The following is a 17,758-nucleotide window of genomic DNA, read 5'->3' as shown; positions in this document are numbered from 1 at the left end:
GCCGAACAGGTTCTCGCCGATTCCGGAACCCTCTACCGGTTTCTATAAAGCGTCCGCTGTGGCCAAACTAGGGCCTTCGGGCCGGGAGGAACAAACCGGCTCAGTTCGACGTCCCCGCCGTGGCCATCCGCTTGGTCAAAAATCCGTCGATCGCCTGGGCCATCGAGCCCACGGCGCGGGAGCGCCAGCCCTCGGAGACCAGCTGCTCGAGATCGCCCTTGTTGGAGACGTAGCCGATCTCGACCAGCACCGATGGCACGTCGGGCGCCTTCAGAACCCGGAAGCCGGCGGATTTCAGGGGATGCTTGTGCATCCGCACCGTCTGCTTCATTTCGCTCATCAAATGGCGGGCGAAACGGTTTGAAAAGGTGCGGGTTTCGCGCTGTGTGAGGTCGATCAGGATGTCGGCGACGTCGGTCGGCTCCTCCGCGAGGTTGAAGCCGGCGATCGCATCGGCGCGGTTCTCCGCATCCGCCAGCCGCTGGGCCTCGGCGTCGGACGCCTTGTCGGAGAGCGTATAGATGGTCGCGCCCTGCGCATCCCCTTCCGCCCGCGGCAGCGCATCGGCGTGGATCGAGACGAACAAGGCCGCCTTGAGATTGCGGGCGATCTTGGTGCGGTCATTGAGCGGAACGAAGGTGTCGTCGTCCCGCGTCATGACCACGCGGTACTTGCCGGCTTTTTCCAGCTTGTCGCGGAGCGCCAGGCCAAAGGCCAGCACCAGGTTTTTCTCGCTCTCGCCGCTCGACTGCGTCCCGTTGTCGATGCCGCCGTGGCCGGGATCGATCACCACCACCGGTCGAGTATCGGCCTTCTGCTGCGCGCCATCCGGGGCCGCGGCACTGGGAACCGTGGCAGGCGGCGCTTCAGCGATTGCGGGCCGCAGCTCGGGACGGTTCTCGGGGGCACGTGACGACACGAAGGCGGTGCGCTCGACTTCCTCCAGCTCGAGCACGAGCCGGGCGGGTTGGCCGTTGGCCGCCTCCAGCACGTAGGATTTGGCGATCTTCGCCGGTCCGGTCAGGTCGAACACGATTCGCGAGCCGCCGGGCATGACGAGCCCGTAGCGGAAGGCCTTGACCAGCCCCCGCCCCCCGCTTCCGGTCCCGGCGGGCAGCTGAAAATTGACCTGCGGCACGTCCACCACCACGCGGTAGGGGTCGCCCAGCGTGACGGCGCGGAAGGTGACGGTCTGGTCGAGGTCGAGGATGAAGCGGGTCTGCTTGCCGTCGCCGGCCAGGCGGGCGGCCGAGGCGACCGGAAAATTCGCCGCAACGGCAGCAGGTTGCAGCCGGCTCTCGGCAGCGATCAGGCGCGCGGAATCGGCACAGGGCAATGCCGCAGTGCATAGCAACACGCCCCCCAGCAAAATCCGTCGATTTGTGCGGCTCGCCACCGATTCCGTGCCTCCGAGCAGCTCTCTTAACGCAATAGAACCACAGGGTTAATCGATCCTTAATGACGGAAACGCGAAACTCGCCGACTGTGACCGCCGTGCGACGCTCCCTTGCACGGATGGCTCATTCCTCGTATGTACGGAATGCTGACGGCCGATATTTCCGGTTGTGTCGCATTCAGCCTCCCGGTGCAGCGCCGGAACTCTCAAGGTTTGAGAATTCCAGCGTTTTCCACTTCCCTCTATGACCAGCGCGGTGCGCGGCAGCGAGGTGGAGCGGGTCAAGCCCCGGCGGCGGACGGTCTCGGGCTACCACTCATGTTGCCGGGACGGTTCTGACAGCGGCGTAACCCATTACCCGGTCCCTTGACCCCAAGGGGGCGGTTCGTGATCCCCAAGGCGAGCGCGCTCGCGCCGTGCCTGGCCAGCAGCAACTGATTGAAGGGCGGCCTCGCCGCCCAGTGTTTCATACGGGCCGACGCTTGATGCGCCAGACTGTGCCGACGAAATCTGAAGGAGCATTCGCGACGCTGCGGAGTGACAATCCCGTGCGTCGCAATGGTCCTGAAGCTTCCGGTTCGGCAAGGCGCGAGAGACGGCGTTTCGGCCTTCCCCTCACCCCCGAATCAGGTGGACCGTCGCGTCACCCGCCGGCGCGATACGCGCCCACGGCTTATCGCGTCCGCCGCCGCCAAGAGTTAAGACATGCCCAACAAGATGTTGATCGATGCCACCCACCCGGAGGAGACCCGGGTCGTCGTGGTCCGCGGCAATCGCGTCGAAGAGTTTGATTTCGAGACCGCGCAACGCAAGCAACTGCGCGGGAATATCTACCTCGCCAAGGTCACAAGGGTCGAACCCTCGCTCCAGGCCGCTTTCGTCGAATATGGCGGCAATCGCCACGGCTTTCTCGCCTTCAGCGAAATCCATCCCGACTATTACCAGATCCCGGTCGCCGACCGGCAGGCGCTGATCGAGGCCGAGGAACAGGCCCATCGCGAGGCCGAGGAAGAAAGCGAGAGCCGCTCGCACGGCCGTCGCCGCTCGCGGCACCGCAACGCCCGCCGCCGCGGTCATGGCGAGCGCGTGCGCAGCGACATCGTCGAAGGTCTCGAAGCCGGCGCCGATCCCGCCGCCCAAACGGTCGAAGGCGCCGCGCTGCCCGAGCATGCCGAGGGCGAGCATCTGCACGCCGATACGGAGCATCACGGCGAGCACGAAGGCCACGATCACGATCATGGTGACCATGATCATGACGAACATCGTCATGCCCGCGATGACGAGCACCATCACGCTCACGATGATGCCCACGGCCGCGAGGACGAGCGCGATCATCACGATCATGATCACGCCGACGAGACGCCCGCGCCTGTCGCGGCGGTCGGCGCCGAGCCCGCGGTCGAGACCGCTGCCGAGCCGCAGCCGGCGCCAACCTTCGACGTTCCCGCTCCCGAAGCTCATGCCGCGGAAGCGCTGGCGGAGCCTCTGGCGGAGGCCGTGACATCGGCCGCCGAGCCGGCCGAGGCCATCTACGCCGCCGGCGAAGGCACTGAAGCCCCGCATGCGGACGCCGGGGAAGCAGCCGAAGAGGATGACGAGGACGAGGACGGCGAGGATGCCGAAGAGGAAGTCGTCGAATCCGTCGGCGGCGACGACGTGCTGGAGGAAGTGCCGGAGCGCACCTTCCGCCCGCGCCGCCAGTACAAGATCCAGGAAGTCATCAAGCGCCGCCAGGTGATGCTGGTTCAGGTCGTCAAGGAAGAGCGCGGCAACAAGGGCGCGGCGCTGACGACCTACCTCTCGCTCGCCGGCCGCTACGCCGTCCTGATGCCGAACACCGCACGCGGCGGCGGCATCAGCCGCAAGATCACCAGCGCGCAGGACCGCTCGCGCCTGAAGGAAGTGGTGCAGGACCTCGACGTGCCCGAGGGCATGGGCATCATCCTGCGCACCGCGGGCGCCGCCCGGACCAAGCCCGAGATCAAGCGCGACTTCGAATATCTGATCCGGATGTGGGAGACGGTGCGCGACCTCACGCTGAAATCGCAGGCCCCGACCCTCGTCTACGAGGAAGGCTCGCTGATCAAGCGCTCGCTGCGCGACCTCTACAACAAGGAGATCGACGAGATCCTGGTCGCCGGCGAAGCCGGCCACCGCGAGGCCCGCGACTTCATGAAGATGCTGATGCCCGCCAATGTCGGCGCGGTGAAGCAATATCGCGACGGCCAGCCGCTGTTCTCGCGCATGGGCGTCGAGAGCCAGCTCGATGCGATGTTCTCGCCGACCGTGCAGCTGCGCTCCGGCGGCTACATCGTCATCAACCAGACCGAGGCGCTGGTCTCGATCGACGTCAACTCGGGACGATCGACGCGCGAGCACCATATCGAGGACACCGCGCTCAAGACCAACATGGAAGCGGCTGAAGAGGTCGCCCGCCAGCTCCGGTTACGCGACCTCGCCGGCCTGATCGTCATCGATTTCATCGACATGGACGAGAAGCGCAACAACCGCGCGGTCGAGCGCAAGCTGTCCGATTGCCTCAGGCAGGATCGCGCGCGCATCCAGGTCGGCCGCATCTCGCATTTCGGCCTGCTCGAGATGTCGCGCCAGCGCATCCGCGCCAGCGTGCTGGAATCCTCGACCGATCCGTGCCCGCATTGCGGCGGCACCGGCCACGTCCGCTCGGTGTCCTCGGTGGCGCTGCAGCTCCTGCGCGGCCTCGAAGAGATCCTGATGAAGGGCGCCACCCACAATCTTGTGGTCCGCACCCGCACCGACGTCGCGCTCTATGTGCTGAACCACAAGCGCGGCCATCTGCGCGATCTCGAGAACGGCTTCAAGGTCACGCTGTCGGTGATCGCCGATCCCGGCGTCAGCGGCCCGCAGGCCTATGTGATCGACCGCGGCGAGCAGGTGCATACGCTCGAAGCCGCCAAGGCGCTGCTCGTTGCGCAAGCCGCTGCGAGCCCGCCGCCACCGGCCGAAGAGGCCTATGACGACGAGGACGTCTTCGACCTGGAGACTGAATCCGAGGTCGAAACCGACGAGACCGAAGGCCTTGCCGACGAGCAGGCTGGCGGCGAGGCAGCCTCGGAGCAGGACGGCCAGCGCCGCAAGCGCCGGCGCCGCCGGCGCGGCCGCGGCGGCCAGCGCGAAGGAGAGTTGCGCGAGGATACGGCGCCGACCGTGCCTGAGCCCGCGATGATCGCCGGCGAAAGCGAGGAGGAGACCGAGTCCGAGCAGGACGGTGAGGAAGGCGAGGAACAGGCCGCCCGTGGCGAACAGCAGGGCAGCGGTGATCGCCGGCGCCGGCGTGGTCGCCGCGGCGGTCGCCGCCGTCGCGGTGGCGGCGAGGAAGGTCTTGCCGGCTCCATCAGCGACGAGCTCGGCACCAACCCGCCGCCGGAAGCTGCCGATGCAGTGGCCGATTTCGACGGCCTCGGCAGCCAGGCTTCGCCTTCGATCGCGCAGGCCGAGCCGACCGGCGAGCCGCAAGTTGCGGAGCCTGAGCCGCACGCCGAGATCCGGACCGAGGCGCCGGCCCAGCCGGAGCCCGCTCCCGCCGCGACGACCGCAACGCCGGACGAAGAGTCAGCCGGCGACAGGGCCGCGCGGCGCCGCTCCACCGTGCGCGAAAAGGTGAGCTTCCTGGCGAACAGCCAGGCGGAGCCCGCAACGCCGGCGGCGGAGGCGACCGAGCCGGTTGCTGCACCCGCGCCGGCACCTGAGCCCGCGCCGGAGGCGGCAAGCGAAACCCCGGCCGCCCCACGTCGTGCCGGCTGGTGGTCACGCCGTTTCGGCGGCGGCGAGTAAAGGGACAAATGGAATTGAAACCGCCCGGCCCAACCGGGCGGTTTTGATTTGATGAGGTCAGTTGCGATGCAAAGCGCGATCATTCTCGGCGGCGGCATGGTGGGCGTCGGCGCCGCGCTGCATCTGCAGCGGCGCGGCTGGTGGGTGACGCTGATCGATCGCAGGGAGCCGGGCCGCGAGACCAGCTACGGCAACGCGGGGATGATCCAGGCCGAAGCGGTACGCCCCTATCCGATGCCGCGCGACCTCGCTTCGCTTTTGAAGATCGCGACCGGCCGCACCAACGACGTGCGGTACAGCCTCTCCTCGCTGCATCTCCACATCGAGCCCCTGCTCCGCTATTGGTGGCATTCGGCGCCGAAGCGACATCGCGAGGCAATCGCGGCGTGGGCACAGCTGATCGCCTACGCAACGGCCGAGCACGACATCCTGATCCGCGAGGCGCATGCCGACAATCTCATCCGCCGCGCCGGCTACCGAGCGCTGTTTCGCGATGCCGCTTCGTTGGATCTCTCGGTCAAGGCTGCCGAGGAAGATCAGCGCGAATTTGGCGTGAACTACCGCGTGCTGTCGGGCAGCGAGCTTGCCAGGGCCGAGCCGATCCTGCGCGATGATCTCCCGGGAGCGATCCACTGGCTCGACACCTGGACCGTGTCCGATCCCGGCGCGCTGGTCACGGCCTATGCCGAGTTGTTCGCGCGCCTCGGCGGCAGGATCGTGCTCGGTGATGCGCAGTCGCTGCGACAGACCGCGACTGGCTGGTCGGTGGACACCGATCAGGGCCGCATCGACGCTGCCCACGCCGTCGTGACGCTCGGGCCGTGGTCGCCTGATTTATTGTACAAATTCGGCTATCGCATCCCGCTGGTGCGCAAGCGCGGCTACCACATGCATTACAGCGGCGGCGCTTCGCTCGACCTGCCGCTGGTCGACAAGGCCCGTGGCTACGCCATGGGGCCGATGGCCAGGGGAATCCGCATCACCACCGGCGCCGAATTGACCGGCGCGGACGCACTCGCAACACCAGTGCAGCTCGCCAGCGCCGAAGCCTCGGCGCGCGAGCTGATCGACCTCGGCAAACGGGTCGAGCCGGATCCGTGGTTCGGCACGCGGCCCTGCACGCCCGACATGCTGCCGGTGCTCGGCCCCGCCCCGCGCCACCCCGGCCTCTGGATGAATTTCGGCCATGGCCACCAGGGTTTTACGCTGGGACCTGCGACCGGGCGCCTGCTCGCGGAAATGATGAGCGGCGAAACGCCCGCGGTCGATCCCACGCCGTACCGGCCCGAGCGATTTTAGCGAGCGCGTCCTATCCGCGACGCTCGACAATCCGGCGCGCCGCCGGCATCAGGGTCGCGCCGAGCGCATTCTTGACCAGCGAGGCCGCGATGAAAGGCACGATGCCGACCTGCCAGGCCTTGGCGGCGCCGAGACCAAGGCCGAATGCCAGCCAGCCGAATCCGGCCGCGAGAATGACGATGTGGCCAACAGCCATCGCCGCAAACAGCAGCACGACGCTGCGATCCCAGCCGCGCTCGGCGAGCCAACCGGTCGCGAACGCAGCCAGCACGAAACCGAACAGATAGCCCGCGGTCGGGCCGACCAGCGGCGCGATCCCACCCACGGGGCCGGCGAACACCGGAAGCCCGATCGCGCCCTCGGCGAGGTAAGCGATCATGGTCGCGCTGCCGAGGCGCCAGCCATAGGCGGCGCCGATCATCAGCACCACCAACGTCTGCAACGTCATGGGCACGTAAGGCAGCGGCAGATTCACCTTGGCCGACAGCGCCATCAACGCCGTGCCGAGCGCGACCAGCACGACGGCACGCAGCGCGCCGACGGCTTCGCCCGGTCGCGTCGGCCACATCAATGCGGCGAGAGAAGAATGTGGGGTAGCGGCGGATGGGACGGAACGGTCTGACAAGCTGAACTCCGGAAGGCTGAAGAAAACTGGCGCAGTTATTTAAGCCACTCAGCAATCCGGTCAACTGCCTCACGCATCTCCCCTGGCGAGCGCGCATAGGAGAAACGAATGAACGAGCGGCCATGGATGGGATCGAAATCAAGGCCGGGCGTTGCCGCCACGCGCGCCTGCTCCAGCATCTGCTTTGCGAATTCGAAACTGTCGGCGGTGAAGTCCGAGACGTCTGCATAGAGATAGAAGGCGCCGTCGGCCGGCAGGAATTTCGTCAGTCCCGCCGTGGGCAAACCATCGATCAGGACGCGCCGGTTTTCCTGGTAGCCGTGCTTGATCTCCTCCATCTCGGCCGCGCCGTCGAAGGCGGCCTCCGCCGCGATCTGCGACAGCGAGGGCACCGAGATCGAGAGGTTCTGCTGCAGCCGCTCGATCGGCCGCACCAGGATCTCGGGCACCACCATCCAGCCGACGCGCCAACCGGTCATACAAAAATACTTCGAGAACGAATTGATCACGAGCGCGTTCTCGGACAGCGCGGCCGCAGTCACGGCCGGAAACGCGTAATCGAGCCCGTGATAGATCTCATCGGAGATGAAGCGGATGCCGGCATCTTCCGCGGCCGCGATCAGGCCGGCGAGCGCTTCACGGGACATCATCGTGCCCGTCGGATTGGCGGGGCTGCCGACCAGAACACCCTTCAGCGGCGCCTTGCGATGCGCTGCGAGCAGGGCCTCGCCGGTGAGCGCGTGACGCGTTTCGTTCGTGGTCTCGATCAGCACCGGCTCGCAGCCGAGCGCGGTCAGGATGTGTCGATACGGCGGATAGCCCGGCACCGTCACGGCGACACGATCGCCAGGTTCGAACATCGACAGAAAGGCCAAGATGAAGCCGCCCGACGAGCCCGTCGTCACCACGATCCGCTCGGGGCTGACATCGCAGCCATAGGCGTCGCGATAATGGCGCGCGATGCGCGCGCGCAAGGAAGGGATGCCGAGCGCGGACGTATAGTCGATTCGTCCGGCCTCGAGCGCCGCATGGGCGGCCGCGATCGCGGTCCTGGGCGCGCCGGCCGCGGGCTGGCCGACCTCCATGTGGATCACATGACCGCCGGCGGCCTCGATTCGGGCCGCCGCGGCCATGACGTCCATCACCATGAACGGGGGAACATCGCTGCGGCGGGAGGGCTCGAGCCACTGCCCCAACCGGTTCCTCAATGTCGCGTCGTGCATCGATTTCTGCTATTGGCTGGCGAACCGGTCCGTCCGGTCCGTAAACGGGGCGCTTGTGCCCCAGACTGGCCGCATTGTACGGCTCATAAGGGCACCGCTCACAAGGGCATATCGCGTATCCGGTCCGCCGCCAATCGCCAAAACCAATCACTGAACTGCTTGACCAAGACCACTTGACCGAGCCCCTTTTGACCAAGACCGCTTGATGTCGCTCCAGATCGCATTGCGCAAGAAGGCCTCCGCCCTCACCGCCCTCGTCACGGCCACGGCGATCGCGCTGACGCCGTTCTCGGCCGCGCGCGCGCAGGCCAAGGGGCCGCCGGTCCTGCGCGACACCGAGACCGAGCAGCTGCTGCGCGAATACACGCGTCCGATCCTGCGCGTTGCGGGTCTGGAGAAGCACAACATCCAGATGGTGATCATCAACGACGGCTCGTTCAACGCCTTCGTCGCGGATGGCCGCCGCATCTTCGTCAATTGGGGCGCGATCCTGCAATCGGAGACGCCGAACCAGATCATCGGCGTGCTCGCGCACGAGACCGGACACCTGGCGGGCGGCCATCTGTCCAAGCTGCGCGAGCAGCTCGCCGCCGCCCAGACCCAGATGATCATCGCGATGCTGCTCGGCGCCGGCGCGATTGCGGCCGGCAGCACGCAGCGCAGCAGCGTAGGCAACAACGGGCTCGCCAATGCTGGCGCGGCCGCCATCGCCGCTCCGCAGGAGGTGATCCGCCGCACGCTGCTGTCCTACCAGCGCCAGCAGGAGGAGAATGCCGACCGCGCCGGCGTGAAATTCCTGGCTGCGACCCAGCAATCGCCCAAGGGCATGTACGAGACGTTCAAGCGCTTCACCAGCGAGAGCCTGTTCGCCGCGCGCGGCGCCGATCCCTATCTGCAGTCGCATCCGATGCCGGCCGAGCGCGTCGCCGCACTACAGGAGTTCGCAAGCTCCAGCCCCTACTGGAACAAGAAGGACGATCCCGCGCTCCAGCTTCGGCATGACATGGTCCGCGCCAAAATCTCCGCCTTCATGGAGCGGCCGGAGACGGTGTACCGCCGCTATCCCCAGACCAACGACAGCCTGCCGGCGCGCTATGCCCGCGCCATCAGCACCTATCTGCACGGTGATCTGCGCAGCGCGCTCGCCCAGATCGACGCGCTGATCCAGGTGCAGCCGAACAACCCGTATTTCTACGAGGTGCGCGGCCAGGCGCTCCTGGAAAGCGGCAAGGCGGCCGAAGCGATCGCTCCCTTGCGCAAGGCCGTCGCCCTCTCGAACAACGCCCCCCTCATCGAGATGTTACTTGGGCAGGCTCTGGTCGGAACCGATAATAAGGCCTACACCGACGATGCCGTTCGGATTCTCCGCGCCGCGGTGGCCCGGGAGCCGGAGGCGGCGCTCGGTTATACCCAGCTCGCGATGGCCTATGGCCGGAAGGGAGATTATGCGGAGGCAGATCTCGCCTCGGCCCAGGCCGCATATTTGCGCGGCGACAACAAAACCGCCCGCGAGCTTGCCACGCGCGCGAAAACACGTTTCGCCGTCGGCACCCCCGGATGGGTCAAGGCCGACGACATCGTTGCGGCGAAGCCGCCGCGCAACTGACGCAAACTCGAACGACGCCCGACCACGACGTCACGACACCGTGCTTGAATCCGCCGGGACGTTTCTCGAAACCTGCTTTGGATAAGAGGATTTGACTATGCCTTCGCTGCGCCTGCTCGCTCCTGCCCTGTTCGCGCTCGCCATGTTCGGCGCAGCCGTGCCCGCCTCGGCCGACAGTTTCTCCGACAGCCAGCGCACCGAGATCGAGAAGATCATCAAGAACTATCTCGTCAGCCATCCCGAGGTGCTCGAGGAGGCCATGGCCGAGCTCAGCAAGCGCCAGGCCGCGGCCGAAACGCAGAAGCACCAAGCCAGCATCGCGCAGAACGCCGAGGCGATCTTCAACTCGCCACGCCAGGTCGTGCTCGGCAACAGGGACGGCGACGTCACCTTCGTCGAGTTCTTCGACTACAATTGCGGCTATTGCAAGCGCGCGATGGACGACATGCTGACCATCATGAAGGGCGATCCGAAGCTGAAGGTGGTGCTGAAGGAATTTCCGGTGCTGAGCCAGGGCTCGGTGGAAGCGGCGCAGGTCGGGGTCGCCGTGCGCATGCAGGATCCCTCCGGCAAGAAATATCTCGACTTCCATCAGAAGCTGCTCAGCGGCCGCGGCGCCGCCGACAAGGCCCGCGCGATGCAAGCCGCCAAGGAAGCCGGTCTCGACACGGCTCGCATCGAGAAGGACATCGCCAGCCCCGAGGTGCGCGCCACCCTCGAGGAGAATTTCAAGCTTGCCGAAGCGATGGGCATGAACGGTACGCCGAGCTACGTGATCGGCAAGCAGATCGTGATCGGTGCCGTCGGTGTTGAAAGCCTGAAGGAGAAGATCGGCATTGCCCGTTGCGGCAAGGCGACCTGCTGATCACAGTTTTACGATAGCGAGAACACAAAAAGGCCGGCAGACATGCCGGCCTTTTTTCTTGCGCTGAACGTTGGCGCCTTCGTGCAAAGTCATTCATCTGGCGTTCAACAAACAAAAGCCGCGGAACAGTCGAAGTTCCGGAACAACTCAAATCCCCTTTCGTTGTCGGCGCGGGCAATGACGCGAATGAACACGTGAGGAGAATTTCGATGTTGAACCGCTTTATGATTTCGGTTGCCGCAGTCGCGCTCGTCGCGGGCACTGGCCTCGCGAACGCGCAGGGCAATATGGGCCGCGACAGCGGCGGCGGCGCCGGTGGCGCGCAGATGCAGCATTCGCAGCCTTCCGGCGGCGCTGCTGAGCGCGGTGGCTCGATGAGCCAGGACAAGGGGACCGTTGGCCAGGCCGGCGGCTCCGGGACGATGAAGTCCGAAGACAAGTCCGGCGCGATGAAGGACGAGCGCTCCTCGGGCGGCGCGATGAACAAGAACGCGGCCGAGGACAAGTCTGGTACCACCAAGGGCCAGCGCACCGATGATCGCGCGCAGGGCCAGATGGACAAGTCCCAGCAGGACAAGTCCAAGAGCATGAGCCAGGACACCAGCAAGTCCGGTGCTAAGGACCAGAAGGACATGAAGGCTGAGGGCAGCAAGAGCGGCACCTCGACCACCGAGACCCGACAGGGCACCGGCACGAGCACCAACCAGAATGCTCAGGGCCAGACCGGCACCAGCACCAACCAGAACGTGCAGGGTCAGACTGGCACCAGCTCGACCCAGAACGCGCAGGGCCAGAGCTCGACCACGGTCGGCCAGGCCGGCGCCGCTGCCAAGCTTTCGACTGAGCAGCGCACGCAGATCACGTCCGTGATCCGCGAGCAGCGCGTCGCCCCGGTAACCAACGTGAACTTCTCGATCTCGGTCGGCACCCGCATTCCGCGGGAGGGCATCACCCTTCACGCCCTGCCGTCTCGGGTCGTGTCGATCTATCCGGAATGGCGGAGCTACAAGTATGTCCTGGTCCGGGAAGAGATCGTCATCATCGATCCGGACACCTACGAGATCGTGGCTGTGCTGAACGTCTAAGGCGGACACGGGCAATCTCAGGGGCGGGCAGCGATGCCCGCCCCTTTGCATGCGCCCGGCAGCCATGCTTCGGACTGGTTAACAAGCAATTTCCGTGGTTTCCGCACAGGTTTTTGCGCACTGGATGAGGTGCTTGAACCCAACCTCAAGGCCCTTCAAGGCTTCCCCTCACGCGCTTTGTTACCTATAACCCCCGCCACGCCGAAACACCTCTTCCGGGATTGGAATGGCCGAACCTGCAACCGACACGATCCTCGTCCTGAACGGGCCGAACCTCAACATGCTGGGGACCCGCGAGCCCGACAAGTATGGCCATGCGACGCTGGCCGACGTCGAGGCGCTGTGCCGGGACACGGCCGCGACGTTCGGCCTGAAGGCGGACTGCCGGCAGTCCAACCGCGAAGGCGAGTTGATCGATTTCATCCACGAGGCGCATGCGCGCAAGATGAAGGGCATCATCATCAATGCCGGCGGCTATTCCCACACCTCGATCGCACTGCACGATGCGCTGCTCGCGGTGCAGATTCCGACGGTCGAGGTGCACGTGACCAACATCCACGCCCGTGAGAGTTTTCGTCACCATTCCTACACCGCGCGCGCGGCTTTCGCCTCGCTCTGCGGTTTCGGCATCGAGGGCTACCGCCTCGCCATCCAGGGCCTTGCCGCCAAGCTCGGCATCAAGCCCAACGCCTGACGCTCCCTTCCAACAGAACATTCGGATCAAACAACATGGCGCGCCAGCCAGACGACAAAGCAGCCGCAAAGTTTTCCAGCGAGGATTCCGCGCTCGTCCGCGAGCTGGCACTTCTGCTCGATGAGACCAGCCTCACCGAGATCGAGATCGAGCGAGCGGGTCTGCGACTGCGCGTTGCCCGCAACATCAGCGTTGCCGCGACCATGCCGATGCAGGTGACGGCTCCTCCGGCCGCCCTGCCGCTGGCAGCAAGCCCCGCGGCCCCTGCCGCGGCCGATCTGTCGAAGCATCCCGGCGCCGTGACCTCGCCGATGGTCGGCACCGCCTATTGGGCGCCGGAGCCGGGCGCAAAGCCGTTCATCGACGTCGGCACCAAGGTCTCAGTCGGCCAGACCCTGCTGATCATCGAAGCCATGAAGACGATGAACCAGATCCCCTCGCCGCGCGCCGGCACGGTGACGCAGATCCTGGTCGAGGACGGCCAGCCGGTCGAGTACGGCGAGCCGCTGGTGATCATTGAGTGACGCGAATGGGGAATAGCGAATAGCGAATGGCGTCAGCCTTCCCTACTCGCCATTCGCCACTCGCCATTCGCTGCAGGACAACATGTTCGACAAGATCCTCATAGCCAACCGCGGCGAGATCGCCCTTCGCATCCTCAGGGCCTGCAAGGAGCTCGGGATCGCCACCGTCGCCGTGCACTCCACCGCCGACGCCGATGCCATGCATGTGCGGCTGTCGGACGAGAGCGTCTGCATCGGGCCGCCGGCGTCCAAGGACAGCTATCTCAACGTGCCCGCCCTGCTCGCGGCGTGCGAGATCACCGGCGCCGATGCCGTGCATCCCGGTTACGGCTTCCTCTCCGAGAACGCGCGCTTTGCGGAAATCCTCGCCGAGCACAATCTGCACTTCATCGGTCCCAAGGCCGAGCACATCCGCCTGATGGGCGACAAGATCGAGGCCAAGAAGACCGCCAAGCGCCTCGGCATCCCCGTGGTGCCCGGCTCGGACGGCGCCGTCGGTCCCGACGACGATGCGATGGCGATCGCCAGGAAGATCGGCTTCCCCGTGCTGGTGAAGGCGGCGGCGGGCGGCGGCGGCCGCGGCATGAAGGTCGCGCACAGCGAGGCCGACCTGCAGCTGGCGCTGTCGACGGCGGCCAACGAGGCCAAATCCGCCTTTGGCGATGCTTCCGTCTATCTGGAAAAATACCTGCAGAAGCCGCGCCACATCGAGATCCAGATCCTCGGCGACGGCCGCGGCGGCGCGATCCATCTCGGCGAACGCGACTGCTCGCTGCAGCGCCGCCACCAGAAGGTCTGGGAGGAAGGCCCCTCGCCCGTGCTCGCTGCCGCCGCGCGCGCCAAGATCGGCGAGACCTGCGCGAAAGCGATGCGCGAGATGAAATATCTCGGCGTCGGCACCATCGAATTCCTGTTCGAGGACGGCGAGTTCTACTTCATCGAGATGAACACCCGCATCCAGGTGGAGCATCCCGTCACCGAGAGCATCACCGACATCGACCTCGTGCTGGAGCAGATCCGCATCGCCGCCGGCGGCGACCTGCCGGCCAGGCAGGACGAGGTCCAGGTCATCGGCCATGCGATCGAATGCCGCATCAACGCTGAGAATCCGCAGACCTTCCGCCCCTCGCCCGGCCGGATCCTGCAATATCATCCGCCCGGCGGCCTTGGGGTGCGGATCGATTCCGCCGTCTACCAGGGCTACACGATCCCGCCCTACTACGACTCGCTCGTTGGCAAGCTGATCGTACACGGCAAGACCCGCGCCGAATGCCTGATGCGGCTGCGCCGCGCCTTGGACGAGATGGTGGTCGAGGGCATCGAGACCACGCTGCCGCTGTTCCGCGCCCTAGTGCGCGAAGCCGACATCATCAACGGTGACTACCACATCCACTGGCTGGAGCAGTACCTGGCCGGCAAGGTGGAACCAGCGCCGCGATAATCACGTCCTCTCATGGAACCCCTTGCCTCCAATCGCGTTCTGCATGGTTGGGGCCAGTTCCAAGGGGGCGTTTTGAACTCCATTGCCTGCAGACAGGTGAACCGTCGTGACGGCTGAAGGCCAGCGACGGCGCGCATTCTGGCAGATCCTGCTGTTCGCGGCGGGCCTTTTGGTGCTGACCGTGATCAGCGCCGGTTCCGTCTACCTCGTCAACAAGGCGCGGGAGGACAGCAAGTGGGTGGTTCACACCATCGAGGTGGAGAACCAGATCAATGCCCTGCTGCTGGAGATCCGACGTGCCGAGAGCGGCGCTCGTGGCTACCTGTTGACCGGGGAAGACAACTTCAGGACTGACCATGAAAAGGCCGTGGCCGCCATCATCCCGGCCCTCGACAAGCTCACCCGCCAGAGCGTCGACAATCCGGGGCAACGCGAGAATGTCGAGAAGCTGAGCGCGGCGATCGAAATCCGGCTCAACCAGTTCGCGCAGGAAATGGCCTTCATTCGGCAAGGCCAGCCGGACAAGGCCACGGCACTGGTGCGTGAGCTGGCAGCCCAGGACGCCACGGCGAGGATCGCCAGCGTCGCCAACACGATGATGCGGGAGGAGGAGCGGCTGTTCCGCCTGCGCACGACCAACTCCGACCGCAGCCAGACCCTCGCCGCCTCGATGACCGGAATCGGCTCCGGCCTCGTTGTGGTGCTGGCGCTGATCTCGATCTGGCTGGTGCGGCGTTCGGCACGCGTGCGCGACGAAGCCGAAGCGCGCCTGCGCGAGGCCTACGCCAACCTCGAGACCGTCGTCGACGAGCGCACGGCGGATCTGCGCGAAGCCAACGACGAGATCCAGCGCTTTGCCTATATCGTCAGCCACGATCTGCGCTCGCCGCTCGTCAACATCATGGGCTTCACGAGCGAGCTCGAAGAGCTCGGCGGCGACATCTTCCGCCGCATCGGCAGCCTCGCGCACGCCCCCGCGGAAGGAGCGCCGCTCGCGCCCGCCGAGATCGCGCTCGAGGGCGCCGACAAGCAGCTCCAGGAGGATTTCTCCGAAGCGCTCGACTTCATCAAATCGTCGATCGCCAAGATGGACCGGCTGATCTCGGCCATCCTCAACCTCACCCGCGAGGGCCGGCGCGAATTCCAGCCGGTGAAGGTCGACACGCGCGAGCTGATCGAGGCCATCGTGACGACGCTGGCGCACCAGGCCGCCGAGGCGCAGGCCGAGATTCACGTCGAGCCCCTGCCGGACCTCGTGAGCGACCGTCTCGCCCTCGAGCAGATCTTCTCCAACCTGATCGACAATGCCATCAAATATCTCAAGCCCGGCGTGCCCGGCGAGATCAGAATCCGCGGGCGGACCAAGCTCGGCTACGCTATCTTCGAGGTCAGCGACAACGGCCGCGGCATCGATCCCAAGGACCACCAGCGGATATTCGACCTGTTCCGCCGCGCGGGAACCCAGGACAAGCCCGGCCAGGGCATTGGTCTTGCCCATGTGCGTGCACTTGTGCGTCGCCTCGGCGGCACCATGTCGGTATCATCGGAACTCAACACGGGCAGCACCTTCACGATCACGCTGCCGATCGCCTGGAACGTGAGCAACCGGAACAGAGATCGATGACCCAGCCTGTCACCATCATCATGGTCGAGGACGACGAGGGCCATGCCCGTCTGATCGAGCGCAATATCCGCCGCTCGGGCGTCAACAACGAGATCGTCTCCTTCACCACCGGGACCGACGCCATGCGGCACCTGTTCGGCGCCGACGGCTCCGGGCTGGTGCAGAAGGGCAACGCGCTCCTGATCCTGCTCGACCTCAACCTCCCCGACATGACCGGGATCGACATCCTGAAGCAGATCAAGGAGAACAAGTACCTGAAGGCCTCGCCCGTGGTGGTGCTGACCACCACCGACGATTCCCAGGAGATCAAGCGCTGCTACGAGCTCGGCTGCAACGTCTACATCACCAAGCCCGTCAACTACGAGAATTTCGCCAACGCCATCCGGCAGCTCGGTCTGTTCTTCTCGGTCATCCAGGTCCCGCCCGCCGCCACATGAACCAGCGCACGCCGACACTGCTCTACATTGACGACGACGGGGCGCTAGCGCGCCTGGTCGATCGCGGCCTGACGCGGCGCGGCTTCCGGGTCGTCCATGCCGCGAGCGGCGAGGAAGGGCTCGAGCACATCCGCCGCGCCGCCGCCCAGAACAGCACCGAAGGCGGCATCGACGTCGTCGCGCTCGATCAGTACATGCCGGGCCTCGATGGGCTCGAGACGCTGGAGCAGATCATGGCGATCCCGGACGCGCCTCCCGTCGTGTTCGTGACCGCCTCGCAGGATTCCAGCATTGCGGTGACGGCGCTCAAGGCGGGAGCGGCCGACTATCTGGTCAAGGACGTCCAGGGCGACTTCATCCCGCTCCTCCACGTCGCGGCCGAAGGCGCGCTGCGCCAGGCCGAGCTGCAACGGGCGCGCGAGGAAGCCGAGGCCGAGATCCACGCCTCGCGCGACCGCTACGCGGCGCTCGCCGCCGAACGCGAGCTCCTGCTGCGCGAGGTCAACCACCGCGTCGGCAACTCGCTTCAGATCATCGCTTCGCTGCTGCACCTGCAGGCAAGCTCCGCCGCGCAGGACGAGGTCAAGGCGGCGCTGACCAACGCGATGGGCCGCGTCGCCGCGGTGGCGCAGGTGCACCGCCGCCTCTACACCTCGCAGGACCTCAAGAGCGTGGTCCTCAATCAGTATCTGGACTCGCTGCTCGAGGATCTCAGGCGGTCGGCCGAAGGCAACCGCATGTCGCGCCTGACGCTGAAGGCCGAGCCGATCGAGATCGATCCGGACCGTGCGGTCGCCGTCGGCATCATCGTCAACGAGCTGGTGATGAACGCGGTGAAATACGCCTATCCCGACGGCGCCGGCCCGATCCATGTCGAGCTGATCTCGCAAGGCGACGACCTCCTGCTCTCGATCACCGACGACGGCGTCGGCGACAACGCCAAGGCCGATCCGCGCTCCACCGGCATGGGCCAGCGCATCGTCGCGGCCATGGCCACCAAGCTCGACGCCACGGTCGAGCGCGATCCCACGCATTCCGGAACCCGGGTCGTGCTGAAGTTCGGCCGCATGCCCGCAAGCGTCGGCAAGACCAGCACCGCTGCCGCGAGCTGAGCGGTCCGGCCGCA

14 protein-coding genes are annotated in these 17,758 nt (G+C 66.0%); 11 read left to right on the top strand and 3 right to left on the bottom strand.

The features are described from left to right. Positions 1-100: 100 nt before the first annotated feature. Positions 101-1,396, bottom strand: coding sequence for an N-acetylmuramoyl-L-alanine amidase (locus I6F31_RS19855; protein ID WP_225185990.1), 1,296 nt, complete (start codon positions 1,394-1,396; stop codon positions 101-103). A 705-nt stretch (positions 1,397-2,101) separates the two neighbouring features. On the opposite strand from I6F31_RS19855, the gene I6F31_RS19850 reads away from it, so the two are divergent. Together I6F31_RS19850 and I6F31_RS19845 are read left to right on the top strand one after the other, a co-directional pair. After that, positions 2,102-5,209, top strand: a complete 3,108-nt coding sequence (locus tag I6F31_RS19850; protein WP_225185989.1) for a ribonuclease E/G — start codon at positions 2,102-2,104, stop codon at positions 5,207-5,209. Positions 5,210-5,275: 66 nt separating this feature from the next. Then, positions 5,276-6,508: an FAD-binding oxidoreductase gene (locus tag I6F31_RS19845; RefSeq protein ID WP_225185988.1), complete on the top strand. Its 1,233-nt coding sequence runs from the start codon at positions 5,276-5,278 to the stop codon at positions 6,506-6,508. Positions 6,509-6,518: 10 nt separating this feature from the next. On the opposite strand, the gene I6F31_RS19840 is transcribed toward I6F31_RS19845, so the two are convergent. Then, positions 6,519-7,076, bottom strand: coding sequence for a biotin transporter BioY (locus tag I6F31_RS19840; protein ID WP_057029063.1), 558 nt, complete (start codon positions 7,074-7,076; stop codon positions 6,519-6,521). A 92-nt stretch (positions 7,077-7,168) separates the two neighbouring features. Next, positions 7,169-8,356, bottom strand: coding sequence for an aminotransferase class I/II-fold pyridoxal phosphate-dependent enzyme (locus I6F31_RS19835; RefSeq protein ID WP_225185987.1), 1,188 nt, complete (start codon positions 8,354-8,356; stop codon positions 7,169-7,171). Positions 8,357-8,561: 205 nt separating this feature from the next. On the opposite strand from I6F31_RS19835, the gene I6F31_RS19830 reads away from it, so the two are divergent. The 9 genes from I6F31_RS19830 to I6F31_RS19790 all read left to right on the top strand — a co-directional run bounded on the left by I6F31_RS19830 (position 8,562) and on the right by I6F31_RS19790 (position 17,744). Then, positions 8,562-9,962, top strand: coding sequence for a M48 family metalloprotease (locus I6F31_RS19830; RefSeq protein WP_036022887.1), 1,401 nt, complete (start codon positions 8,562-8,564; stop codon positions 9,960-9,962). Between the two features lie 97 nt (positions 9,963-10,059). After that, a complete protein-coding gene (locus tag I6F31_RS19825) occupies positions 10,060-10,827 on the top strand; it encodes a DsbA family protein (protein ID WP_036022886.1) in 768 nt (255 codons plus the stop codon). A 209-nt stretch (positions 10,828-11,036) separates the two neighbouring features. Further along, positions 11,037-11,912 (top strand): DUF1236 domain-containing protein, encoded by an 876-nt coding sequence (locus I6F31_RS19820; RefSeq protein WP_109143915.1) that lies wholly within the window; start codon positions 11,037-11,039, stop codon positions 11,910-11,912. 226 nt (positions 11,913-12,138) lie between these two features. Continuing rightward, complete coding sequence (aroQ, locus tag I6F31_RS19815; RefSeq protein ID WP_036022884.1) at positions 12,139-12,606, top strand: type II 3-dehydroquinate dehydratase; 468 nt, start codon at positions 12,139-12,141, stop codon at positions 12,604-12,606. Between the two features lie 35 nt (positions 12,607-12,641). Further along, positions 12,642-13,130, top strand: coding sequence for an acetyl-CoA carboxylase biotin carboxyl carrier protein (gene accB, locus I6F31_RS19810; RefSeq protein ID WP_036000059.1), 489 nt, complete (start codon positions 12,642-12,644; stop codon positions 13,128-13,130). Positions 13,131-13,212: 82 nt separating this feature from the next. Then, complete coding sequence (accC, locus tag I6F31_RS19805; protein WP_057029059.1) at positions 13,213-14,571, top strand: acetyl-CoA carboxylase biotin carboxylase subunit; 1,359 nt, start codon at positions 13,213-13,215, stop codon at positions 14,569-14,571. A 106-nt stretch (positions 14,572-14,677) separates the two neighbouring features. Then, positions 14,678-16,195 (top strand): CHASE3 domain-containing protein, encoded by a 1,518-nt coding sequence (locus I6F31_RS19800; protein WP_225185986.1) that lies wholly within the window; start codon positions 14,678-14,680, stop codon positions 16,193-16,195. Beyond that, a complete protein-coding gene (locus tag I6F31_RS19795) occupies positions 16,192-16,632 on the top strand; it encodes a response regulator (RefSeq protein ID WP_036000093.1) in 441 nt (146 codons plus the stop codon). The genes I6F31_RS19800 and I6F31_RS19795 overlap by 4 nt, the downstream gene beginning before the upstream one ends. After that, a complete protein-coding gene (locus tag I6F31_RS19790) occupies positions 16,629-17,744 on the top strand; it encodes a histidine kinase dimerization/phosphoacceptor domain -containing protein (RefSeq protein WP_225135968.1) in 1,116 nt (371 codons plus the stop codon). Before I6F31_RS19795 ends, I6F31_RS19790 begins: the two co-directional genes overlap by 4 nt. The last annotated feature ends 14 nt before the right edge of the window (positions 17,745-17,758 follow it).

Origin of the sequence: Bradyrhizobium sp. NBAIM01, assembly GCF_020194115.1 — a bacterium.
Classification (GTDB): Bacteria; Pseudomonadota; Alphaproteobacteria; order Rhizobiales; family Xanthobacteraceae; genus Bradyrhizobium; species Bradyrhizobium yuanmingense.
This window is presented reverse-complemented; position numbering and strand designations above follow the sequence as displayed.